This is a genomic window from Roseobacter sp. HKCCD7870 (assembly GCF_037830315.1).
Classification (GTDB): Bacteria; Pseudomonadota; Alphaproteobacteria; order Rhodobacterales; family Rhodobacteraceae; genus M30B80.
In genome coordinates this window covers 1,395,001-1,415,873 of record NZ_JBBLYO010000001.1, presented here as the reverse complement: position 1 = coordinate 1,415,873, position 20,873 = coordinate 1,395,001, and the positions used below count along the sequence as shown (strand labels likewise).

Annotated in this window: 23 protein-coding genes, 1 tRNA gene and 1 pseudogene (1 of these 25 running past the window's edge); 12 read left to right on the top strand and 13 right to left on the bottom strand. The window is 56.0% G+C overall.

Annotation, left to right across the window (positions count from 1 at the left end):
- The first annotated feature begins 84 nt into the window (after positions 1-84).
- Positions 85-720 (top strand): L,D-transpeptidase, encoded by a 636-nt coding sequence (locus AAC637_RS07095; protein WP_340302909.1) that lies wholly within the window; start codon positions 85-87, stop codon positions 718-720.
- Positions 721-755: 35 nt separating this feature from the next.
- On the opposite strand, the gene AAC637_RS07090 is transcribed toward AAC637_RS07095, so the two are convergent.
- The 6 genes from AAC637_RS07090 to AAC637_RS07065 all read right to left on the bottom strand — a co-directional run bounded on the left by AAC637_RS07090 (position 756) and on the right by AAC637_RS07065 (position 4,501).
- Positions 756-1,409 (bottom strand): peroxiredoxin, encoded by a 654-nt coding sequence (locus AAC637_RS07090; RefSeq protein ID WP_317656733.1) that lies wholly within the window; start codon positions 1,407-1,409, stop codon positions 756-758.
- Between the two features lie 113 nt (positions 1,410-1,522).
- On the bottom strand, positions 1,523-2,173 hold the full coding sequence (locus tag AAC637_RS07085) for an RluA family pseudouridine synthase (RefSeq protein WP_340302908.1): 651 nt from the start codon (positions 2,171-2,173) through the stop codon (positions 1,523-1,525).
- A 7-nt stretch (positions 2,174-2,180) separates the two neighbouring features.
- Positions 2,181-2,396, bottom strand: coding sequence for a hypothetical protein (locus AAC637_RS07080; protein ID WP_340300278.1), 216 nt, complete (start codon positions 2,394-2,396; stop codon positions 2,181-2,183).
- A complete protein-coding gene (locus AAC637_RS07075; RefSeq protein ID WP_340302907.1) occupies positions 2,393-3,259 on the bottom strand; it encodes an MBL fold metallo-hydrolase in 867 nt (288 codons plus the stop codon). Before AAC637_RS07075 ends, AAC637_RS07080 begins: the two co-directional genes overlap by 4 nt.
- Positions 3,260-3,329: 70 nt before the next feature.
- Entirely contained in the window at positions 3,330-3,989 is a 660-nt protein-coding gene (locus AAC637_RS07070) for a ChrR family anti-sigma-E factor (RefSeq protein ID WP_340302906.1), read from the bottom strand.
- On the bottom strand, positions 3,986-4,501 hold the full coding sequence (locus AAC637_RS07065; protein ID WP_340303170.1) for a sigma-70 family RNA polymerase sigma factor: 516 nt from the start codon (positions 4,499-4,501) through the stop codon (positions 3,986-3,988). Before AAC637_RS07065 ends, AAC637_RS07070 begins: the two co-directional genes overlap by 4 nt.
- A 337-nt stretch (positions 4,502-4,838) precedes the next feature.
- Between AAC637_RS07065 and AAC637_RS07060 the strand changes: the two genes are divergently transcribed.
- From AAC637_RS07060 to AAC637_RS07045, 4 genes are read left to right on the top strand one after another with little or no spacing between them, the layout of a single operon-like run.
- Positions 4,839-6,131 (top strand): NAD(P)/FAD-dependent oxidoreductase, encoded by a 1,293-nt coding sequence (locus AAC637_RS07060; RefSeq protein ID WP_340302905.1) that lies wholly within the window; start codon positions 4,839-4,841, stop codon positions 6,129-6,131.
- 12 nt (positions 6,132-6,143) lie between these two features.
- Positions 6,144-6,908 carry a DUF1365 domain-containing protein gene (locus AAC637_RS07055; protein WP_340302904.1) on the top strand — a complete coding sequence of 255 codons (765 nt, stop codon included), beginning with the start codon at positions 6,144-6,146 and terminating at the stop codon, positions 6,906-6,908.
- Entirely contained in the window at positions 6,908-8,146 is a 1,239-nt protein-coding gene (locus AAC637_RS07050; RefSeq protein ID WP_340302903.1) for an MFS transporter, read from the top strand. Before AAC637_RS07055 ends, AAC637_RS07050 begins: the two co-directional genes overlap by 1 nt.
- A 30-nt stretch (positions 8,147-8,176) precedes the next feature.
- On the top strand, positions 8,177-8,905 hold the full coding sequence (locus tag AAC637_RS07045; protein WP_340302902.1) for an SDR family NAD(P)-dependent oxidoreductase: 729 nt from the start codon (positions 8,177-8,179) through the stop codon (positions 8,903-8,905).
- Here the strand turns inward: AAC637_RS07045 and AAC637_RS07040 are convergent.
- Complete coding sequence (locus AAC637_RS07040; RefSeq protein ID WP_340302901.1) at positions 8,902-10,044, bottom strand: saccharopine dehydrogenase C-terminal domain-containing protein; 1,143 nt, start codon at positions 10,042-10,044, stop codon at positions 8,902-8,904. The genes AAC637_RS07045 and AAC637_RS07040 overlap by 4 nt on opposite strands.
- A 13-nt stretch (positions 10,045-10,057) precedes the next feature.
- On the bottom strand, positions 10,058-11,101 hold the full coding sequence (locus tag AAC637_RS07035) for a saccharopine dehydrogenase (protein WP_340302900.1): 1,044 nt from the start codon (positions 11,099-11,101) through the stop codon (positions 10,058-10,060).
- Between the two features lie 261 nt (positions 11,102-11,362).
- On the opposite strand from AAC637_RS07035, the gene AAC637_RS07030 reads away from it, so the two are divergent.
- A complete protein-coding gene (locus AAC637_RS07030; protein ID WP_340302899.1) occupies positions 11,363-11,782 on the top strand; it encodes a DUF4329 domain-containing protein in 420 nt (139 codons plus the stop codon).
- 182 nt (positions 11,783-11,964) lie between these two features.
- On the opposite strand, the gene ykgO is transcribed toward AAC637_RS07030, so the two are convergent.
- Both ykgO and AAC637_RS07020 read right to left on the bottom strand, forming a co-directional pair.
- Complete coding sequence (gene ykgO, locus AAC637_RS07025) at positions 11,965-12,090, bottom strand: type B 50S ribosomal protein L36 (protein ID WP_012177066.1); 126 nt, start codon at positions 12,088-12,090, stop codon at positions 11,965-11,967.
- A 63-nt stretch (positions 12,091-12,153) separates the two neighbouring features.
- Positions 12,154-12,228 (bottom strand) — tRNA-Val (locus AAC637_RS07020).
- 174 nt (positions 12,229-12,402) lie between these two features.
- On the opposite strand from AAC637_RS07020, the gene AAC637_RS07015 reads away from it, so the two are divergent.
- The gene (locus AAC637_RS07015; RefSeq protein ID WP_340302898.1) at positions 12,403-13,287 is read left to right on the top strand and encodes an N-formylglutamate amidohydrolase; all 885 of its coding nucleotides are present in this window, start codon (positions 12,403-12,405) and stop codon (positions 13,285-13,287) included.
- Here AAC637_RS07015 and AAC637_RS07010 read toward each other — a convergent pair whose 3' ends face one another.
- Both AAC637_RS07010 and pyrF read right to left on the bottom strand, forming a co-directional pair.
- Positions 13,288-14,541, bottom strand: coding sequence for a DNA polymerase IV (locus AAC637_RS07010; protein ID WP_340302897.1), 1,254 nt, complete (start codon positions 14,539-14,541; stop codon positions 13,288-13,290).
- An 11-nt stretch (positions 14,542-14,552) separates the two neighbouring features.
- Positions 14,553-15,248 (bottom strand): orotidine-5'-phosphate decarboxylase, encoded by a 696-nt coding sequence (gene pyrF, locus AAC637_RS07005; protein WP_340302896.1) that lies wholly within the window; start codon positions 15,246-15,248, stop codon positions 14,553-14,555.
- 237 nt (positions 15,249-15,485) lie between these two features.
- On the opposite strand from pyrF, the gene AAC637_RS07000 reads away from it, so the two are divergent.
- The 3 genes from AAC637_RS07000 to clpB all read left to right on the top strand — a co-directional run bounded on the left by AAC637_RS07000 (position 15,486) and on the right by clpB (position 18,898).
- Positions 15,486-15,812: a hypothetical protein gene (locus AAC637_RS07000; RefSeq protein WP_340302895.1), complete on the top strand. Its 327-nt coding sequence runs from the start codon at positions 15,486-15,488 to the stop codon at positions 15,810-15,812.
- A 95-nt stretch (positions 15,813-15,907) separates the two neighbouring features.
- Positions 15,908-16,165 (top strand): hypothetical protein, encoded by a 258-nt coding sequence (locus AAC637_RS06995; protein ID WP_340302894.1) that lies wholly within the window; start codon positions 15,908-15,910, stop codon positions 16,163-16,165.
- Positions 16,166-16,282: 117 nt separating this feature from the next.
- A complete protein-coding gene (gene clpB / locus AAC637_RS06990) occupies positions 16,283-18,898 on the top strand; it encodes an ATP-dependent chaperone ClpB (protein ID WP_340302893.1) in 2,616 nt (871 codons plus the stop codon).
- 58 nt (positions 18,899-18,956) lie between these two features.
- Here clpB and AAC637_RS06985 read toward each other — a convergent pair.
- Positions 18,957-19,439 (bottom strand): annotated as a pseudogene (locus AAC637_RS06985) (fasciclin domain-containing protein).
- A gap of 304 nt (positions 19,440-19,743) precedes the next feature.
- Here AAC637_RS06985 and msrP point away from each other — a divergent pair.
- Together msrP and msrQ are read left to right on the top strand one after the other, a co-directional pair.
- Entirely contained in the window at positions 19,744-20,649 is a 906-nt protein-coding gene (msrP, locus tag AAC637_RS06980) for a protein-methionine-sulfoxide reductase catalytic subunit MsrP (RefSeq protein ID WP_340302892.1), read from the top strand.
- Position 20,650: 1 nt separating this feature from the next.
- Positions 20,651-20,873: the 5' end (the start) of a protein-methionine-sulfoxide reductase heme-binding subunit MsrQ gene (msrQ, locus tag AAC637_RS06975; RefSeq protein ID WP_340302891.1), read on the top strand. The gene runs 389 nt beyond the window's last position; 223 of the gene's 612 nt are visible here — the first part of the coding sequence; the start codon lies at positions 20,651-20,653; its stop codon lies off the right edge, out of view.

The following is a 20,873-nucleotide window of genomic DNA, read 5'->3' as shown; positions in this document are numbered from 1 at the left end:
CCAATGCGTGATGTTCTTGTGTCATTAGGGGCAGTTGCGGCATATTTCGGCTAATAAATTGGCCCCATAACGATGGATTTTGCTATGGATCGCAGACAGTTTCTTGCAGGCAGCGCCGCTTTTCTTGCGACCCCAGCCGTGGCACAAGATGCCGTAGGCTTTGACGAGACGATTGAGCGCCCCGAACCACAAGGCCCAAACCCGTGGGGGTTACATCCCCGGCTGATGCCGACACGGATTGTGCATAAGGCTGGCATGGTGCCAGGTCATGTGCATGTCGACCCGATTGCAAAATATCTATACTACATTCTCGATGATGGCACGGCTATGCGCTACGGCGTGGCTGTTGGCCGTTCGGGCCTGCAAGCGCCTGGGCAATATACGATCCGCCGCAAGGTTGAATGGCCCAGTTGGCAACCAACAGCCGCGATGATTGCGCGCGAACCAGACCTTTACGCAGAATTTGCAAGCGGTGTCCCAGGTGGGCCAGAAAACCCATTGGGTGCGCGCGCGCTTTATCTTTATGACGGGGATCGTGACACCTATTTGCGCATTCATGGCACGCCACAGCCCTGGTCAATCGGCACCAGCGCGTCATCGGGTTGCGTGCGTATGGTCAACGCGCATGTCATCGAGCTTTATGAAAAATTGCCGATTGGCACGGTCGTGCATCTGCATAGACCGAATTACGCCATTACAGGCAACGGCACTGCCGCGTAAAATAAAAAGCCCCCGAGTGTCGGGGGTTTTTTTGATTAGCTTGGCTGTTTCGTGGTGCGCAGGTAAGGCAATTTCACATCAATCTCGCCAAACTTTTCACGCGCTTGATCGTCATTGAGCGAGAGCGCCACGATCACATCTTGGCCATGTTGCCAATTTGCAGGTGTTGCAATTGGCTGTCCGAAGGTGGCTTGCAACGCATCCAGAGCGCGCAAAACTTCGGCAAAATTGCGCCCAACCGACATGGGGTAGGTCATGATCAATTGCACCTTCTTGTCAGGCGAAATGATGAAGACCGAACGCACGCTTGCACTATCTGCGGCGGTGCGACCATCGGGCAGGTAGGCCTCGGCTGGCAGCATATCAAAGGCTTTGGACACGGTTAGATCAAGGTCTGCAATGATTGGAAATTCGGCCTTGGCGGAAGCAAAGCTTTCAATGTCTGATTTCCATTTGCCATGCTCTTCCACGCTGTCCACGGAAAGGCCAATAACTTTGGTGCCGCGCTTGGCCCATTCTGCGCCAAGCTGCGAGACTGCGCCGAATTCCGTGGTGCAGACGGGTGTGAAATCTTTGGGGTGAGAGAATAAAATGGCCCATTGATCGCCAATCCAGTCATGGAATTTAAAGGTGCCATGATCGGTGGTCAGTTCAAGATTGGGGACAATGTCATTGATACGTAAGCCCATGGGGGAGGTTCCTTTTTTGCCATTACCCCCTCGATATAGGAAAGCTAACTCGCGCCTTACAGGCCCAATTTTTAGAATTATTCTAATTATGGCATGACAAAGCGCCGCAGTTCCTAGAACGGGTTTTTCGCACGAAAGGTCATGCCACGCCCGCCATCAGGGTGGCGCAGACGCAGGGTTTCTGCGTGCAACATGAGGCGCGGAAAGTCGCGTGCAGGCCCTGTAGCATAGAACGGATCGCCCAAAATTGGATGTCCCAATTCCCGCATATGGACGCGCAATTGGTGCGAGCGGCCCGTTTGGGGGAACAGCCGCATCCGTGTGCTTGTCTCGTCATGCCGCAAGACCTTCCATTCCGTCACAGCCGCGCGGCCCGTCTCGTGGCAGACTTTTTGCAAGGGGCGGTTTGGCCAATCCACAATCAGTGGCAGATCAATCACGCCCTCTTTACCGTCAACTTGGCCCCAGACCAAGGCGAGGTAGGATTTCTTCATCATCCGCTTTTCAAATTGCAGCCCCAAATGGCGCTGTGCGGCAGGGGTGCGCGCGAAGACAATCACGCCAGAGGTATCCATATCCAGCCGGTGCACCAAAAGGGCCTCAGGAAAGGCGGCTTGCAGGCGGGTGATCAGGCAATCCTTCAGATGCTCCCCCTTGCCTGGAACAGATAAAAGACCTGCGGGCTTATTGACGACCAGCAGTTCATGATCCTCATGGATCAATTCAAGGGGCGTGTTTGGGGGGCTGTAGACGAATTCGGTCATGGGAGGCTTAGGGATGATCGCGCGTAATCAAACGCCATGCTGACCAAATCGCGCTGCCAATGAAAAACCCACCCGCAATGATGCCAATCTCGGCCATTGCGGGGCCAGATGGCAGGCCGCGATACGCGACAGCACCGCCAAGCGCGGCCACACCCACCAAGGAAAAGCAGAAGCGAAACCAAAGCTCGGCACGATCTGGCCCGAATTTGCGCTTTTTGCTCATGAGTTTGGCCCCTTTATCACACATCCATCGTAACCGATGATGATCTCGCCTGAGAACGCATTTGCACAGGCTGCGCGCCAGTGATCGGTTGTGATCTCGGGGTCATCTGCGGGCACAAGGTGGTGCAGGGCCAGACGCGGCACGCCAGCAGCTTGTGCAATTTCGGCAGCATCGCGGGCCTCTGTATGAGCGCGCGCAATATGCGCTTTGAGTTTTGCCCCATCGCCCGTGGTGCGGGCGACCAGGCGATCCACCCCTGCCTCAAGCATGGCTTCGTGGATCAAGAGATCACATCCACGGGCGAAATCGGCCAAAGGCGGGAAATATGCGGTATCGGCTGAAAAACAGACTGACCAGTCAGGGCTGTCAAAGCGTAGCGCAAAGCAATCAATAATGGGGGGGTGATCAACCCGCAACGCGCGCACCACTAGGCCATTTGGCAGATTTGCCACGATGCCCTCATCATATTCGGTGATCGTCACCAACCCACGCAAATCGGGGCGGCCCTCATCATCAATGCGTAGGTCAATGTCGAAAGCAAGGGCCGCAAGGAACCCTTCCCATACTGCACCAATGCCTATGGGGCCGTAAACATGGACAGGGGTGGCAAGGCCAGATGTCCAAGCGGTGTGGATCAATCCACCCAATTCCAAAATATGGTCTGAATGAAGATGGGTGATGAAAATCAGATCAAGCGATTTGAGCGAAAGCCCTGTCTGCACAAGCCCCTTGGACACACCAAGTCCGCAATCCACAACACAGCTGCGCCCTGCAATCTCAAGCAAGCTAGAGGTGGGCATTGGGCCATTGGGGCGAATTGCAGGCCCGCCTTTTACACCCATAAGCACGACTTTGTTGGACATGAGAGCGCCCTTTCGCCTGTTCACGCCCCTGCCTAGCCAAGCAGGGCGTGAATGGAAAGCGGCCAGTTGATCAGATGCGCAGGAATGTTTGCGCGATACGCGGCAAGAGGCCTTCAAATTTCAGGCGCGCATCGGTGGCAATCAGGCAGATGCAATCTTCGCCCGCCTCAGCCACAGGGGTGTGGTTCATGGTTTCATCGCCAATTTCGATGTCACCACGCCCGAAACGGTCGGTTTCATCACGATAGGCCCCTTGAAGCACCAAGGTCATTTCGGTTCCGCGGTGTGTGTGGCGGGGCATCGCTTGGCCTGCTGGAATGAACAAAAGCCGCGCGGTCGCGTCCTTGCCTTCGCTGATAATCGCTTGCTTGCAGCCCATCCCAATTGGGCGCCATTTCACATCTGCCAAATCGCATCCAATCATATCGCGCAGCGGGGCAGGGAAAATGCCATCTTCTGACCGAGTTTGATTCTGCGAGCTGGTCGATTCTGATGCGGCGCTTTCATTGATAAGGCTCAGGGTTTTAGAAAAGCTGTCCTGTGCAAGGGGGGCCTCGTCCATTTCGTCTAGGATGCAGCCGCCAACCGCATCAAAGGCATGCAGCCTTGCGCGGGCGTCATCACTGAGCGAGACATGAGTGGCGACAACAAGATCGAAAGCCGCAGGCAAACTGCCTGCTGCGTAGCCGATCAAAAAGTCGTCACTGATATGGTGTTTTACTTCGGTCATTTGGTCGCTTGGCTCATGTTATGACGCAATCTCTCTAGCGCCAACCTAATTCTCGATTTGATCGTGCCAAGGGGCAGGCCTGTTTCTGTTGCAATCTCGCCGTGGCTGAGATCCCCAAAATAGGCTTTTTCGATCAAAACTCTTTGTTTCTGAGGTAGTCTTTTAATGGCTTCTGCCAGTTTGCGGCTCTCTTGTTGGAGGGCAAGAACATCTTCTTGGTCGGGTTCTGCCTCTGGCCCCCATGGTAAATCTTCTGGCTCTGGTCGTGCATATTTGCGCAACAGGTCAATCTTGCGGTTCCGCGCGATGGTGAAAATCCATGTCGCGACCGAGGCCCGTGCGGGATCAAACAGATGTGCTTTGCGCCACAGGGTGGCCATCACATCCTGCATACATTCTTCCGCCAGCGCCTCATCCGCGCCTGATTTGATCAAAAAGGCTTTCACGCGTGGGGCGAAATGCCGAAACAAAGCAGCGAAGGCCGCTTGATCACGATCTTGCGCAATCGCCATCACTTCGGCGATCCATTCGCAGGACTGCGCCTTGAGGGGGGGAGGGGTCAGCGGTTTTGACATCAGCGGTTCCGCATCAGCGGGGGCTGACTCATGCCGACCTTGCGCGCAATGTGCATCGCGAGGGTTACCTGCCGTCAAATTATGAACATCAAGGTCGAGCATAACACGGTTACGCGCAGGTTACAGGGTTGGATCAAAAAATTATCGTGAGGGCCGTCCGCTCTTCGAACTTTGACGCACGCTTAGAAAAAATTGAGGCAATTTTTAATCCAAGGCGCGACAGGGGGCGTAAACTTGGCTAGACAGAGAAAGAACACTAACAAGGAAAGCATCCGTGCCATTTGAAACACCTCCCGCCCCCCCTCGCACTGTGGCCGTCATCGGGGGAGGGATCTCAGGGATGGGGGCCGCTTATTACCTTGCGCCAAATGCCAAGGTAACCTTGTTTGAAGCGGAGCATCGCCTTGGGGGGCATGCGCGCACTGTGGTTGCAGGCCGCCACCGCGATCAGCCTGTCGATACGGGGTTCATCGTATTCAACTACGTCAACTATCCTAATTTAGTGCGTCTGTTCGAAGAGCTACAGGTTCCTGTTGTCGAGAGTGACATGAGTTTTGCGGCCTCAATCGGGGGCGGGGCGATTGAATATGGCCTGCACTCGCTTAAGGCGCTCTTCGCGCAACGCAAAAACCTTATGCGGCCGCAATATCTGCGCATGTTGGCCGACATCATGTGCTTTAACGCGCAGGCGGCCAGTTTGGCCAATGACAGCTCACAAACCTTGGGCGAGTTCATGGATGAGTTGGGTATGGGCGCGTGGTTTCGCGATTACTATCTGACCCCAATTTCTGGCGCGATTTGGTCGACCCCAAAAGAGGAGATCATGGATTTCCCCGCCCAGGCCCTTGTGCGGTTTTTCCAAAACCACAACTTGCTGCAGGCGTCAGGCCAACACCAATGGTGGACTGTGCATGGCGGCTCTATTGAATATGTCACGCGGCTTGAGCGCGCGTTGAGCGAGCGTGGTGTGACCATCGTCACCAATGCCGGCGTGGACAAGGTCAAGCGCGTGGCGGGCGGTGTTGAGATCCGCCGTGATGGCCAATGGCAGCGCTTTGACGAGGTGGTCTTTGCAACACATTCTGATGACAGTTTGGCGCTTTTGGCGGATCCGACCGCGCAAGAACAAGCCGCCCTAGGCGCAGTCCGCTATCAGCCTAATGAAATGGTGTTGCACGCAGATCGCCGCGCGATGCCATTGCGCGAAGTCACATGGGCAAGTTGGAATTACACCGAGCGCGCAGGCCATAGCGGTGGCCCAATTGATCTGACCTATTGGATGAACCGCCTGCAACCCATCCCAAAATCTGACCCGCTGTTTGTGACATTGAACAGCCGCGGTGAAATTGCAGATGATTTGATCTATGACACAGCAACTTTCCGTCATCCCGTTTATGATTTGGCCGCATTAGCTGCGCAAGGCATGGTGCGGGCCATGAATGGCACTGGAAACACTTGGTTCTGCGGGGCGTGGATGAAAAATGGGTTCCACGAGGACGGGTTGGCCAGTGCGATTGATGTGGTCAATGCCATGGCCGAACGGGATCGCATGGTCGCGGCGGTCTGACGGGAGAAAGCAGTGTCATCATCGGTGGATTATATCGCAGGCGAAACGTTTCATGGCCGCAGGGGCGCTGTGGAAAATGCGTTTCGATATTCCATTGATTACGTGATGCTTGATGCAGAGGCGGATGATCTGATTGCCCCCGCATTGTTTGGCCGCAACAAGGGAAATCTTGCGGCCCTACGGGATCTTGACCATGGCGGTGCGCCCAAAAAAGGAGCGGGGGCCAGTTGGGCGCGCGCTGTTTTGGCCGCGCATGGATTGGCCGAGCAGGCCCAAGGGCAACTGATGCTTTTGGCGCAGCCGCGTCTCCTGGGTCACGTGTTCAACCCTGTCAGTTTTTGGCTGGCCTATGATACCCAAGCGCGCTTGCGTGTTGTTATTGCCGAAGTATCTAATACTTTCGGTGATCGGCATTCCTATCTTTGCCATCGCGAAGATCTCGAGGAAATCACCCGTCACGATATTCTGCGCGCGAAAAAGATATTCCACGTCTCGCCCTTCCAAGAAATTGAGGGCGGTTATGAATTCCGCTTTGATATTCGTGCGGATCGGGTGGGGATTTTCATTGATTATGCCACGGGGAATGAGGGGCTTTATGCCACGCTGACTGGCGCGCGACGTCCGTTGCGCACTGGCGATATCTTGCGCGCCTTATGGCGGCGGCCTTTTGGGTCGCGCAGGGTTTTGGGTCTGATCCATTGGCAGGCGCTGAAATTATGGATCAAGGGCGCGCCCTATCGTCCGCGCCCTGAGCCGCCCGAACGCGAGGTGTCTTGATGGTTAAGCGCAGCGCGCCCTTGGCGGGCTACGCAGTTTTTGCCGCCATGCTGTCGAGCGCGGGCCTGCCCATTTATATCCATGCTCCGAAATTCTATGTCGATGAATATGGCTTGGGCCTTGTGGCGCTGGGGGGCATCCTTTTTGGCTTGCGGTTATTTGATGTGGTGCAAGACCCCGCTTTGGGATGGTTGGCACGCACCACCCGCGCCTATCGGGGGGGCATGGTGGCGGGGGCTGTGGCGATCCTTGCCGCCTCCATGTATGGCCTCTTTGCCATTGCGCCCCCGATTGCCCCTATGTGGTGGTTTGCGCTGACCTTAATCGGATTATTCTCGTCTTTCTCCTTCCTCACGATCTGCTTTTACGCCGAGGGTGTGCAAACGGCCGGGCGGCTTGGAACAGATGGTCATTTGCGCCTTGCCACATGGCGCGAAACGGGGGGGTTGTGGGGGGTATGCTTGGCGTCAGTTGCCCCGATTGCATTGGCAAGCTTTTTGCCCAACCCGTTTACGGGTTTTGCGATTGGCTTTGTGGGTCTTTGCGCCCTTGCCTATGTGTTGATGCGCCCTGACTGGGGGCAGGGGGCGACGACACCACCAACCGCCTTTGGCACAATCTTGCGCGATCAGACGGCGCGGCGTTTGTTGGGCATTGCTTTGATCAATGCCGCCCCAGTCGCGGTGACCTCCACCCTTTTCCTGTTCTACGTTGAGGGGGTGTTGCAGGCCCTTGGATGGGAGGGGCCGCTTTTGTTGTTGTTTTTCCTTGCTGCCGCGCTTTCCGCCCCATTTTGGACACGGGCCGCCACGCGCTTTGGGGCCAAGCCATTATTGTTATTTGGCATGGCTTTGTCGATTTTAGCCTTCGCCTTCACCCTCGCCTTGGGGGCGGGGGATGTGGTCGCTTTTGCTTTGATCTGTTTGGCTTCGGGCATGGCGCTTGGGGCAGATTTGACGATCCTGCCTGCCATTTTCTCGCGTCATTTGTCCAAAATCGCACCCGAGGCGGGCGCAGCCTTCGGATTGTGGTCTTTCGCGACCAAATTCACCTTGGCCTTCGCCGCCGTTACCCTATTGCCCCTGTTGGAGGCCGCAGGGTTTGAGGCGGGCGCGACCAATCCCGAAGCGGCATTGTCGCGCTTGGTGCTGCTCTATGCGGCGGTTCCTTGCGCGCTCAAGCTGCTTGCGATCACGATTCTGAGCATCACACCTTTGCCACAAGAACGCGCGCGCTAAGTTTACCTTCGCGAGAGAGATGGGGATTTTATGCGAGATTTTGCAGGAAAGACATATTGGCTTGTCGGCGCATCCGAAGGGTTGGGTGCAGCCTTGGCTGAAAAATTATCTGGCGCAGGCGCGGAGGTGATCTTATCCGCCCGATCTGAGGCGCGGCTTAACGAGGTTGCGACACGCCTAAACGGCCCATCTCGGGTTGTGCCCATGGATGTCAGTGATGCGAAAAGCGTGGCCAAAGCCGCTAGGGATGTCGGCGATATAGATGGGATAGTCTATCTTGCAGGCGTTTATTGGCCGATGCATGCCAGCGCTTGGGATAGTGACCAAGTCTTGGCGATGATGGATATCAATGTCATGGGTGCGGCGCGCATCTTGGGCCATGTCGTGCCGCAATTCGTGGCAAAGGATGCAGGTCATATCGTCATCACGGGCAGTCTGTCGGGCTTTCGTGGCCTTCCTTCGGCCACGGGCTATGGCGCATCGAAGGCAGCGGTGATGTATATGGCAGAATCCCTGCGTGTGGATATGCGGCGCAGCAATGTCGCGGTGCAACTGGTCAACCCTGGCTTCATCCGCACAAGGCTGACCGATAAGAACAATTTTGCCATGCCGTTCATCATGGACGCCGCCCCTGCGGCAGATATTTTCGTGCGCCATATGCGGCGCAAGAAATTCAGTTGCAGTTTTCCATGGGGCTTTGGGGCGTTTTTCAGGGTCAGTCAGTTCTTCCCCGATTGGCTCTATTACCGCATTTTCTAGGCGAGATGGTCGACCACAGACAGGCTTTGGGCAAGGGTTCCCACAACCTCCATCCAGTCGCGGACAAGCCCGATATCATGCGGTGCAGCGGACACGCCCGCAGGCACGGCCTCTGTGATTGCCGCTTTGACGGCCAGTGCGACAGGGGTTGAGACAAGCCGCGCCATCGCTGTGCCACGCGCATCGCCCCATGCATCCATCACATAGGTTTTGTGCCACCGCGCAGTTCCCGCGACCTCAGCCTTGAGAGAGACGCATAAAACAACGCGGTCTGGCTCATCTGCCTCATAGGAATTTTCGCGCCAGAATTGGTCGGACATCTCGCGCAGTCGCGCATCGCCCGCCGCCCCCTCGAGGGTTTCTATTTCGCGGAACACGGGCGCCCATGCCTTAGACCACCCATCAAGTCGCAAAGTGCCGCGCACAAAGCGCTGCACATTCCAATCGGCTTCAAACCCGTATTCGGCCATGAAAGGCAGGCTATCGCGGTTTGGATAGACCTCAAATTCCTCTGGCGTTTCAAGGGGTGCGGTGTAGTGTGAAATTGCATCCCAAGGCCGCGAGACGTTCAATTCTTTGCCATGGGCAATGGAACGCGAAGGCGACCGCAGTGCCTTGAGAACGCCAAGCGGCGACCAGCTGAATTTGTAGCGAAACGGGTTCGGAATTTTGGGAATCCCGCCGCAGTAAGAGATGAAATCATGCGCATTTTGCGGGTCAAAGGCAGCACTGTTGCGATAGTCATGCATGAGGGCATGGGCCATCAAATGGTCAATGCCCGGGTCAAGGCCCACTTCATTGATCACGCGAACCCCAACCTTGCGTGCCGCCTCATCCAATGCGCGCATTTCAGGTGCGATATAGGAGGAGGAGACAAAATGTGCCCCTGCTGCAATCGCCATTGTGGCCAGCGGCACATGCATATCGGCAGGCAGCATTGAGATTACCACATCGCCCTTTTTCGTGGCTTCGGTGAGGGCAGCCATATCAAACGCGCGGATGTCTTTTGCGATATCCCCCACAGCGGCCTTAGCTTTGGCGACACTGCGGTTCCACACGACCACATCGCCATCGGTTTCAATCAGATGGCGCAGGCCTGGAATGGAGGACAGACCTGTTCCACACCAATGAATTGTCATTATCTAAACTCCCTTAAACTTGTGCGATATGGTGGTCAAAGCGGGCCTTCGCGCGGCCCCACACGCCTTGGGTCAAATCCCCTAACCCGTGCAAAGATGGAAAAAGCTGCGCGGCGTAATCTTCCGAACTTTCTAGCGGCAAGAGAGAGGGTAGATTGTCAATCGCCATGACATCCAATGGTGGCGCATCATGCACTCGCAACGCAGGTTCCCCCCATGTGGTGACATGATCATAGACCTTGATTGGCGAGAAATCGGAACTTGGATCGCAAGCAATATCCCCAATGACGCGCAATGCGCGCGGGGCCTCTTTGGCGCTTTGCGGCACAAATACGGGCACGGAGGGATCCGCGAGAATGCAATTGAGAAACATTTCATGATCCAGAATTTCTGGGAATGGCCCGCCTGATGCCGTTTCTGCCATGTCCCAAGCAGTCACTGGAATACCAAGTGCCGCGCAAAGATCGCGCGCGCCTGTCCCGACCCGCCCCAAGGCACCGATGATGATGGCGCGGGGCAGATCAATTGCTGTCATCTCACGCTGCAATTCGGCAATCAAAGCGTCTTTGTTGGGATAGCCTTGGATCGGCCCCATAACGTTAGGTTGTGCAATAAGCGCCTTCAGCGACAATGCCGCGCCCGCGAACCCCGCCCAATATCCAAAGGCGGCTACACGGCGGCCATTTTCATCGACCAGATATTCCAAATCGTAAAGCGTGCCGCCGCCCGCCTTGAATCGTTTCAACAACCTTTGTCCTGCAGGTTGGCCCTTATAGGCATGTCCGAACATGATGTGGCGATGGTGCAGGGGTTGATCGGTTTCTGGCAATTCTTTGAGGCCAAAGATGATTGCATCTTGGGGGGCATCCGCCCATGAGGCAAAGGGTGCGGTTGCACAGCCTGCCTTGATATACCCCTCCAAAGGGATCACGCGCGCAGGGCTTTCTTCAACCGTAATTTTCATGCCTTTGGCGATCAGTGCGGCAGCGCCTTCTGGGGTTAGTCCCACCCGCTCCTCGCTTTCGCGTTCTTCGGCGCGCAGCCAGATATGTGTCATGCCCTCTTCCTTCCAAATGCGGGTCTGTCTTTAGGCGAGCCAGCTTTTTGCGGCAACCGCGCTTTTGGCACAAAAGCGCATATGCGCGGGCGAGTTGCAAGACGGCGCAGCATCGTATCTGCGGCGATCTTATTGTGGTTTTTATGCCTCTTTTTAGGGAATTGTGAGGCCGTTTGTTGTGCCGTGTCGCAGAAAACTTGCCCCATTTTGGTGCGGGCCGCGAATTTGCGACAAGAGGGGTTTCTTGGGGTTTTGTGAAAAATGAAGATGCGGCACATAGTGATGCTTGGGGCTTTTGGCCTTTGTCCGATCATGGCCACGGCCCAACCTGCGGGCGAGATGGAGGCGGCGCGCAAGATATTGTTAGAACTTCAAAGCCGATCTTTCGCGGAGAATCGTGAATATTGCGGCTATATTGGCCTGATGCCCGATGGCACCTATATGGCGACCGAGGTGACACGGGGGACATCGGATTCATGTCTGTCGCGTGGGGATGAAAGCCGCTTTGTCGAGGTTACGGCATCCTTCCACACCCATGCAGGCTATGATCCTGATGCCGATAGTGAGGTGCCGTCCGTTGAGGATCTCGTGGGCGACATAGACGAAGGCGTCAATGGATATGTCGCCACACCGGGGGGCGGCTATGGTTCAATGACGGAGGGGATGGGGTCGCCTATCTGATCTGTGGGCCGAATTGCATGGGCCAAGATCCGCGTTATCGTGAGGATGTCTCAGGTCAAATCCAAGACAGCTATAGTTTGGACGAATTAGAAGATCGCCAATCTGGTTGGTAGGCCCAAAGAAAAAAGCCGCCCCAAAAGAGGGCGGCGTTTTTCATTAGATCATAGGCTCTTGCGCTTGGCTTAGCCCTGACGGGCTTTGAAGCGGCGCTGCGTTTTGTTGATCACATAGACGCGGCCCTTGCGGCGCACGACGCGGCAATCGCGGTGACGCTGCTTGAGCGAACGGAGCGAATTCTTGACCTTCATGGGTCTTCTCCTTCTCGCGGCGCGGCGGTGCGCCTTTGTTCGTTTGGCACGGGATTGTGCCGATGGTGGGCGGTACTGGGATCGAACCAGTGACCCCTACGATGTCAACGTAGTGCTCTACCGCTGAGCTAACCGCCCGATGTCGTTACGGATCGCACCGCTTTTTCCACGCGGCCTTAAGGTAAAGCCAACTGAAACAGAAAAACGGACGTCACGAGCCAAGCCCGTTCCGCAGTAGCGCGGTCTTTAAAAGGAATCGCGGGGCGGTTCAAGGGCTTTTGGTATTTTCCAGAACTGGGCTATATCCACCACATGAGAAACGCACAAAATAGCAGTCCCGCCTATGATTTGACGTTGCCAGAGGTGCATCTGGCCCCTGTTGTTGTGGCTTCGCCGCATTCTGGTGATGTCTATCCCGCAGAGTTTCTGGGCGCGATTGATATTGATCCCCACCAAATCCGCAGTTCCGAAGATGCGTTTGTGCATCTTTTGGCGGAACGCACTGTTGAATTTGGGGTTCCGTTTTTAAAGGCTCGATTCCCGCGCGCCTATGTTGATCTCAATCGCAATGCGGATGAATTGGATCCCGCTGTCATCTTCGGGGTGGCGCGGGGGGCGGCATCGCCACGCATTGCGGCAGGGCTTGGGGTGATTCCGCGCGTGGTGGCCAACGGGCGCAGCATTTATCGCGGTAAGATCACCCGCGCTGAGGCTGAGGCGCGTCTGGCCCGTGTTTGGTATCCCTATCACGCCTGTCTGAGTGATTTGATGGCTGCTGCGCGCGCGCAATTTGGCCGCGCCATTTTGCTGGATATGCATTCCATGCCCCATGACGCCTTGGGCGCAGCTTTGGTGGGCAGCAAAAGTAAGCGCCCCGATCTCATTCTAGGGGATCGGTTTGGTGGTGCCGCAGATCGTGAGATTGTTGATCTTGTCCATACCGCCTTTGAAGAGCAAGGGTTCACTGTGGCGCGCAACACGCCCTTTGCAGGGGCGTATATTGCTCAAGCCTATGGCAAGCCGAACCGCGGGCTTCATGCTGTGCAAATCGAAATTGACCGCGCTCTTTACATGGATGAGGCGGCGATTGCCCAAAATGATGGGTTCGAAGATACCCGTCTGCGGGTCGCAGCGGCTTTGGCTCAGGTCGTTGAGGCGTTTAAGGAAACTGACGCGCAGCCCCTTGCCGCTGAGTGATCATCGCAGCGCGCGGCCCTTTACGATCGCTTGATCGCCAAATTTTTTACGAATTTCATCCGAGGCGCGTTCCGCTTGGAGGCGTTTGGCCTCTTGTGGGTCAAGCAGATTGCCTGCGCGATCCCCCTGAGCTTCGTGGATCAAATCCCCCAGCCCCAAACCGATCAGTCGAAAGGGCGCAAATTTCAGATTAGCCGCAAGCAATTGCGCGGCTTGCGCATAAATGCGGTCTGCCATTTGCGTGCCATCGGGCAGAGCGGTCTGGCGGGTCAGCGTTTTGAAATCGTGGGTTTTCAATTTCAATACCACAACACGCCCTGCAAGCCCCTGCGCCTTTGCGCGTGCCGATAGCTTTTCTGCCAAGCGCCAGATATGCCCATCGAGCAAATCAGGATCACGGAGATCATTGGGAAAGGTGGTTTCGTTTGAGATTGATTTCACCTCGCGCGTGGCCGAGATTTTGCGGTTGTCCCGTCCGAAAGACAAATCATGCAGCCGCGCGCCCCATGCGCCGAAACGTGCGATCAATTCATCTTTGGGCCAACGGCGCAGATCACCAATTTTGTGAATGCCCGCCGCCTGCAAATTCGCCTGTGCAGCTGCGCCAATTCCCCACAGCATCGACACGGGCTTTTGGGTCAAGAAATCTTGTGTTTCCGCTTGGCCAATCACCGCAAAGCCCTGTGGCTTGTCGAGGTCAGAGGCGATTTTGGCCAGAAATTTATTATGGCTGAGGCCAATCGACCCCGTCAGCCCCAATTCGGTTTTCATTCGTTTGACCAAGCGCGCTAACATCACAGCGGGCGGGTGACCATGCAATTTGCCTGTGCCCGAGAGATCTAAAAAGGCCTCGTCAAGCGATAGCGGCTCAATCGCGGGGGTCAGTTCGTTCATCAATGCGCGAATTTCGCGCGAGACTGCCGCGTAATGCGACATCCGCCCCCGCAGCACCACCGCGTCAGGGCAAAGTTTAAGAGCCTGAAACATCGGCATGGCAGAGCGCACGCCACGGATGCGGGCAATATAACAGGCAGTTGAGACGACACCACGCCGCCCGCCTCCAATGATCAGGGGTTTGTCCGCAAGGTCGGGATTGTCCCGTTTTTCCACCGAAGCGTAAAATGCGTCACAATCCATATGCGCGATGGATAGATCGAACAGTTCAGGATGAGAGATCACATTTGGCCGCCCGCAGTCGGGGCAGCGGCTGCCTGCCTCAAACTCGCTTAGACAATCGCGGCAGAGGGCGGGCATGGGCGGCGCCCTTAGCCAATCTCCGCCAACACGGCGCGGGCGGCTGCAGCGGGGTCGGCGGCTTGCCAGATTGGGCGCCCCACCACGATGTGATCGGCACCATCCGCGATGGCTTGGGCTGGTGTGGCAACGCGCTTTTGATCGCCAAGCGCGCTGCCTGCGGGGCGCACACCTGGGGTGACGATGAGGCGTCCTGCGGCCTCGGGCAGGGCTCGGATCATTGCGGCCTCCTGTGGTGAGGCGATAACCCCATCTGCGCCCGCTTCAAAGGCACGCGCAGCGCGGGTTGTGACTAGACCGGGAATGTCGCCTGCGGTGATCAGGCTTGCGTCTAAATCCGCACGATCCAGTGAGGTGAGGATGGTCACAGCCAAAATCTTGGTCTTGTGTCCAGAAGCGCCTTCTTTTGCCGCGCGCACCACATGGGGATCACCATGCACAGTTAGAAAATCGAGGTCGAATTGGGCAAGCCCGCGCACCGCTGCTTCGACTGTTGCGCCGATATCGAATAGCTTCATGTCGAGGAAGATGCGCTTGCCGTGTTCGTCTTTCAGTTCTTGCGCCAAGGCAAGCCCGCCGCCCGTCAGCATCCCCAAGCCGATTTTGTAAAAGCTGACTGCATTGCCAAGTTTGGTGGCCAATTCTAAACCCGCCACCGCATGTGGCACATCAAGGGCAACAATCAAGCGGTCAGATGCAGCGGTCATTGGACGTCCTTATTCATGGGGTGGGCTTACGTCCCGTGGTAGCGATGCTTGGCCCGCGGGTCAATTGCCCGACCAAGGCAGCATTGACGCGCCCTTCTGCAAGCTTCATTCTTAAGATAGCTAAACTGGACGGAACGTCAGATCATGAAATTGTCGATTGAAGTGTCGCGTGACGATACAAAGCCCGAACAGGGCCCTGCGCGTGTGGGGTGGTTTTTGACCTAAGAAAAAGGCGCAGTGCTTTTTGATGCGCCCGAACGCGTGGCCTCCCGCGGGGCCGGCCGTGCGCATGCGAAATCAGCAGCGCGCTGCCCTGCCGTGGTTCAGATGGAAAGCCGTTACTTTATGGTGCGCTGCCCCTATGATCTGCATTTAGGATTTGGGCGTGACAAAGATGGGAACGCCGTCTTGATCAATCGCGCAGGCACGAGCAGCACAATCCGTGGCAATAAGATTGCCCAAGTGGTGACCTTGGTTTCCGAGGCGGAATGGCGCTATGCTGATCGCCCGACCATTCAGCTTGCGCTGACTATTGCTTCATTGCGGATGAGCCCATTTATCTGACCCAACTTGCCGCTTTTGCCCATTACCGCACAGACCCCCTTCCGGGCGCTATTTTTGGGGGGCGGTTTCCACTGCATATTTGGCCGCGTCCGCTGATGTGGGCGTTCGAATGGCACCAAACGGAGAAAGATTTGGTGCTGAGGCGGGGGGAGCCTCTATTTTATGTCCAGTTTGAAACCCATGACCCCGCCCGTGCAGTTCAATTGGTTGAGGCGGCCTGCACAGCGGAATTGATGGGGTATATGAATGAGCTTGCCGCGGTGACGAATTACGTCAACCAAACATTCTCGCTCTTTGAGGCGGCGGAGCGCTTGCTGCCCGCAAAACTTTTGTCGGAACGCATTCGCGATTGAGCCTTAACCCTTGAACCAAGCGTGCTGACCTCCCAAGTTTAACGAGAAGGCCCAAAAGATGCATCATGCCGCAAAGCGGGTGGTGCGAGACGGGTGCTTAGATGAAGGAGACAGACGATGAACTTTGAAAAGTTCACAGACCGTGCGCGCGGGTTCATTCAGGCCGCTCAAACAGTGGCGCAGCGCGAAGATCACCAAAAATTGGCACCAGAGCATATGCTGAAAGCCCTGCTTGACGATGAGCAGGGTATGGCAGGCAATCTGATCACCAAGGCAGGGGGCGATGCGCGCGAAGTGCGCGCCGCTAATGATGCCGCCATGGCCAAATTGCCCAAAGTCACAGGGGATGCCGGGCAGGTCTATATAGACAGCCAAACCGTAAAGGTTTTGGACGAAGCCGAAAAGCTTGCCACCAAAGCGGGCGATAGTTTCGTGCCTGTTGAGCGGATTTTGACCGCGTTGGCCCTTGTGAAATCGCCAGCGAAATCTGCGCTTGAGGCGGGCGGGGTCAATGCTCAATCCCTGAACGCTGCGATTAATGACATCCGTCAGGGTCGCACGGCTGATACCGCCTCGGCTGAAGATGGCTATGAGGCTCTCAAGAAATATGCGCGGGATCTGACGCAAGCTGCGCGGGACGGGAAGATTGACCCGATCATTGGGCGCGATGAGGAAATCCGCCGCGCGATGCAGGTTCTCAGCCGCCGCACCAAGAATAACCCCGTTCTGATTGGGGAGCCGGGTGTGGGGAAAACCGCGATTGCCGAAGGCCTTGCCTTGCGCATCATCAATGGTGACGTTCCCGAAAGCCTGCGCGACAAGCGTTTGATGGCTTTGGATATGGGCGCGCTGATTGCTGGTGCGAAATATCGCGGTGAATTCGAGGAAAGGCTGAAGGCGATTTTGAAAGAAATCGAGGCTGCATCTGGTGAAATCATCCTCTTTATTGACGAGATGCACGTTCTGGTCGGGGCGGGCAAATCTGATGGTGCCATGGATGCGGCCAATCTGATCAAGCCTGCGCTTGCCCGTGGCGAGCTTCATTGCGTGGGTGCAACCACGCTCGATGAATATCGCAAATATGTTGAGAAAGATGCCGCTCTTGCGCGGCGGTTCCAACCTTTGATGGTCGAAGAACCTGGGGTGGAAGATACAATCTCTATCCTGCGCGGGATCAAAGAGAAGTATGAACTTCACCACGGGGTGCGGATCTCGGATGCGGCGCTTGTGTCCGCGGCCACCTTGTCGAACCGCTATATCACGGATCGATTCTTGCCTGATAAGGCGATTGACCTTGTTGATGAGGCAGCAAGCCGTCTGCGGATGGAGGTCGACAGTAAGCCCGAAGAATTAGACGCGCTTGATCGTCAAATCCTGCAAATGCAGATCGAAGCTGAGGCGCTCAAGAAAGAAGAAGACAGCGCCAGCCGTGAACGGTTGGAAAAGCTTGAGAAAGAATTGGCCAATTTGCAGGAGCAATCTGCGCAAATGACGGCACAGTGGCAGGGCGAGCGCGACAAGCTTGATGCAGCGCGCAAGCTGAAAGAGGCGCTTGATCAGGCGCGGGCTGAATTGGATCAGGCCAAACGGCGGGGCGATTTGGGTCGTGCAGGTGAATTGTCCTACGGGGTGATCCCTGATCTCGAGCGGCAATTGGCCGAGGCTGAGAATGCCGAAGAAGATGTCATGGTCGAAGAGGCTGTGCGCCCCGAGCAAATTGCCGCTGTGGTCGAGCGTTGGACGGGGATCCCCATGTCCAAAATGTTGGAAGGGGAGCGGGAAAAGCTTTTGCGGATGGAGGAGGAGCTTGGCCGCCGCGTCATCGGCCAGCGCGAGGCGGTTTCTGCCGTCAGTCGTGCGGTGCGCCGCGCGCGGGCAGGGCTTCAGGATGAAAATCGCCCGCTTGGGTCATTCCTATTCCTTGGGCCAACGGGTGTAGGGAAAACCGAATTGACCAAAGCCTTGGCTGAATATCTCTTTGACGATGATCAGGCCATGGTGCGGATTGATATGTCCGAATTCATGGAGAAACACGCGGTTGCACGTTTGATCGGCGCGCCTCCTGGATATGTCGGATATGACGAAGGCGGCGTTCTGACCGAAGCCGTGCGGCGCAGGCCTTATCAGGTGATCCTCTTTGATGAGGTCGAAAAAGCACATCCCGAGGTGTTCAATGTCCTGTTGCAGGTCTTGGATGATGGCATCCTGACTGACGGCCAAGGGCGGCGTGTTGATTTCAAACAAACCTTGATTGTGTTGACGTCAAATTTGGGGGCGCATGCGCTCAGTCAGTTGCCAGATGGTGGGGACATTGCAGGCGCCAAGCGCGATGTGATGGATGCGGTGCGGGCACATTTCCGTCCAGAGTTCTTAAACCGCCTAGACGATATGATTGTGTTTGATCGTTTGGGCCGTGCCGATATGGGTGGGATTGTTGAAATCCAGCTTGGGCTTTTGGCGAAACGCCTCGCTGCGCGTAAAATCACCGTTGATCTGGATGATGCGGCCAAGGATTGGTTGGCCTCCGAAGGATATGATCCTGTCTTCGGGGCGCGGCCCTTGAAGCGGGTTATCCAACGTAGCCTGCAAGACCCGTTGGCAGAGATGATCTTGGCCGGTGAGGTCAAGGATGGCGCGCGGGTTGTTGTCAGTGCAGGCGCGGATGGCCTGATCATCGGTGACAGGGTGGCGGCCACAAATCGCCCTAAACCTGATGATGCCGTGGTGCATTAAGATCGAAAAAGGCCCCGCATCTTGCGGGGCCTTCTTTATGCGCAATCCGTGCTGCGGATTACATTGGAGGCATGATCACCTTGTCGATGAGATGGATCACGCCGTTTGACGCTTCGATATCGGTGGTGACTACATTGGCGTCATTGACCGTCACACCATGATCGAGGTCGATGGTGATATCTGCGCCCTGAACGGTTGCGGCAGTCATGTCATCAGAAAGATCCCCAGACATCACCGCGCCTGCGATGACGTGATAGGTCAGGATTGCGACAAGCTGATCACGGTTTTCTGGCAAGAGCAGGGTTTCAACTGTGCCTTAGGGCAGGGCGGCAAACGCCTCGTCTGTTGGTGCGAACACGGTGAGAGGGCCTTCGCCTTTCAGCGTCTCAACCAGACCCGCGGCTTCGGCAGCAGCCAGAAGCGTGGTAAAGCTGCCTGCGGCTGCGGCCGTGTCAACGATATCCTTCGAGTGACCCATCGCAAAAGCCGAAGTGGCAAAAGCTGCGGTTGTGGCAAGTGCAAGTGCAGTGCGTTTGAACATGGTTAGCCTCGTAATCAATATGGGGTTAAAGTTCAGGTTGCCGTCTCGCTACGAAATCAATGCAAAAATAGAGATAATAATAGTGCAGATGTGAATGCGCGTGACTTGACGCGCTGCGTATCACGCCTAAGCGCGGCGCTTTTTGATCTTCCAATAAATTTGATCTGATTGCGTGTGAGCCTATGTGAATGAAACTGCGGTCACGCGTTGCAAACAGTTTCGTGAGATCGTGCAACAAGGCTAGGGAAATGGCGCATCTGCGTCCATGTTCTTCGCAAACCGTGACGACAGAAAGGGTAAGCTGATGGCAAGACGTTGGACAAATGATCTGAGCATTGCAGATGCCACGCCTTGTGCGGATTATATCAACCGCCGCCAAATCATGACGGGTGCGGCAGGTTTGATTGGTGCAACCGCCCTTGGCCTTGGTCGGGCAAACGCGCAGGAGCTTGTCCCGAATTCTTGGGAAGAGATTACCTCTTACAACAATTACTACGAATTCGGCACGGGCAAAGAGGATCCTGCCAATAATGCAGGCAGCCTGACAACTTCGCCTTGGACGATTGAGGTGGATGGGTTGGTGGACAACCCTGGAACCTATGATCTGGCCGAGTTGATTGATGGTCTTGAGGTTGAAGAACGCATCTATCGCTTTCGCTGTGTCGAGGCGTGGTCGATGGTCATTCCATGGAATGGGATCGAACTTGCAGATATTCTGACACGGGTCGGTGTTCAGGAGGGCGCAAATTATGTGGCGTTTGAAACTGTCATGCGACCAGACGAGATGCCTGGCCTGCGTTATCCTGTTTTGGATTGGCCGTATCGAGAGGGTTTGCGCCTAGACGAGGCGATGCATCCGCTGACGATTATGGCCACGGGGATTTATGGCCGCCCTATCCCCAATCAGAACGGCGCGCCGATCCGTTTGGTGGTTCCATGGAAATATGGCTTCAAGTCGATCAAATCGATTAGTCGGATCACCTTGACCCGCGATGAGCCATTCGCCAGCTGGAATCGCGCCAATCCGCGTGAATATGGCTTCTATTCGAATGTGAACCCTGAGGTGGATCACCCGCGCTGGAGCCAAGCCACCGAACGGCGGGTGGGCGCAGGGTTGTTTGCACGGCGGCAGCCAACACTGATGTTCAACGGATATGAGGCCGAGGTGGCACCCCTTTACGAGGGGATGGATTTGGCGGCCTATTATTAAGATGCGCTTGCTTGATCTTAGTCGCGCCAATGGCGCGCTGCGGCGCGTTCCCACAGCAGGTATATATATAGTGAGCGCGTTGTGGGCGTCGTGGTTGTTTTATCTTGCCGCAACGGGCGGGCTTGGGGTCGAGCCGATTGAGGCCCTGGAGCATCGCTACGGGCTATTGGCGCTGCAGATGCTGATTGCTGTTTTGGCCGTTACACCGCTGCGCCAATTCACGG

What these genes read in the sequence shown, in the direction of transcription:
- AAC637_RS07095 (WP_340302909.1), top strand. Translation starts at nt 85, where the DNA reads ATGGATCGCAGACAGTTTCTTGCAGGCAGCGCCGCTTTTCTTGCGACC.
- AAC637_RS07090 (WP_317656733.1), bottom strand. Translation starts at nt 1,409, where the DNA reads ATGGGCTTACGTATCAATGACATTGTCCCCAATCTTGAACTGACCACC.
- AAC637_RS07085 (WP_340302908.1), bottom strand. Translation starts at nt 2,173, where the DNA reads ATGACCGAATTCGTCTACAGCCCCCCAAACACGCCCCTTGAATTGATC.
- AAC637_RS07080 (WP_340300278.1), bottom strand. Translation starts at nt 2,396, where the DNA reads ATGAGCAAAAAGCGCAAATTCGGGCCAGATCGTGCCGAGCTTTGGTTT.
- AAC637_RS07075 (WP_340302907.1), bottom strand. Translation starts at nt 3,259, where the DNA reads ATGTCCAACAAAGTCGTGCTTATGGGTGTAAAAGGCGGGCCTGCAATT.
- AAC637_RS07070 (WP_340302906.1), bottom strand. Translation starts at nt 3,989, where the DNA reads ATGACCGAAGTAAAACACCATATCAGTGACGACTTTTTGATCGGCTAC.
- AAC637_RS07065 (WP_340303170.1), bottom strand. Translation starts at nt 4,501, where the DNA reads ATGGCGATTGCGCAAGATCGTGATCAAGCGGCCTTCGCTGCTTTGTTT.
- AAC637_RS07050 (WP_340302903.1), top strand. Translation starts at nt 6,908, where the DNA reads ATGGTTAAGCGCAGCGCGCCCTTGGCGGGCTACGCAGTTTTTGCCGCC.
- AAC637_RS07045 (WP_340302902.1), top strand. Translation starts at nt 8,177, where the DNA reads ATGCGAGATTTTGCAGGAAAGACATATTGGCTTGTCGGCGCATCCGAA.
- AAC637_RS07040 (WP_340302901.1), bottom strand. Translation starts at nt 10,044, where the DNA reads ATGACAATTCATTGGTGTGGAACAGGTCTGTCCTCCATTCCAGGCCTG.
- AAC637_RS07035 (WP_340302900.1), bottom strand. Translation starts at nt 11,101, where the DNA reads ATGACACATATCTGGCTGCGCGCCGAAGAACGCGAAAGCGAGGAGCGG.
- AAC637_RS07030 (WP_340302899.1), top strand. Translation starts at nt 11,363, where the DNA reads ATGAAGATGCGGCACATAGTGATGCTTGGGGCTTTTGGCCTTTGTCCG.
- ykgO (WP_012177066.1), bottom strand. Translation starts at nt 12,090, where the DNA reads ATGAAGGTCAAGAATTCGCTCCGTTCGCTCAAGCAGCGTCACCGCGAT.
- AAC637_RS07015 (WP_340302898.1), top strand. Translation starts at nt 12,403, where the DNA reads ATGAGAAACGCACAAAATAGCAGTCCCGCCTATGATTTGACGTTGCCA.
- AAC637_RS07010 (WP_340302897.1), bottom strand. Translation starts at nt 14,541, where the DNA reads ATGCCCGCCCTCTGCCGCGATTGTCTAAGCGAGTTTGAGGCAGGCAGC.
- pyrF (WP_340302896.1), bottom strand. Translation starts at nt 15,248, where the DNA reads ATGACCGCTGCATCTGACCGCTTGATTGTTGCCCTTGATGTGCCACAT.
- AAC637_RS06995 (WP_340302894.1), top strand. Translation starts at nt 15,908, where the DNA reads ATGTGGGCGTTCGAATGGCACCAAACGGAGAAAGATTTGGTGCTGAGG.
- clpB (WP_340302893.1), top strand. Translation starts at nt 16,283, where the DNA reads ATGAACTTTGAAAAGTTCACAGACCGTGCGCGCGGGTTCATTCAGGCC.
- msrP (WP_340302892.1), top strand. Translation starts at nt 19,744, where the DNA reads ATGGCAAGACGTTGGACAAATGATCTGAGCATTGCAGATGCCACGCCT.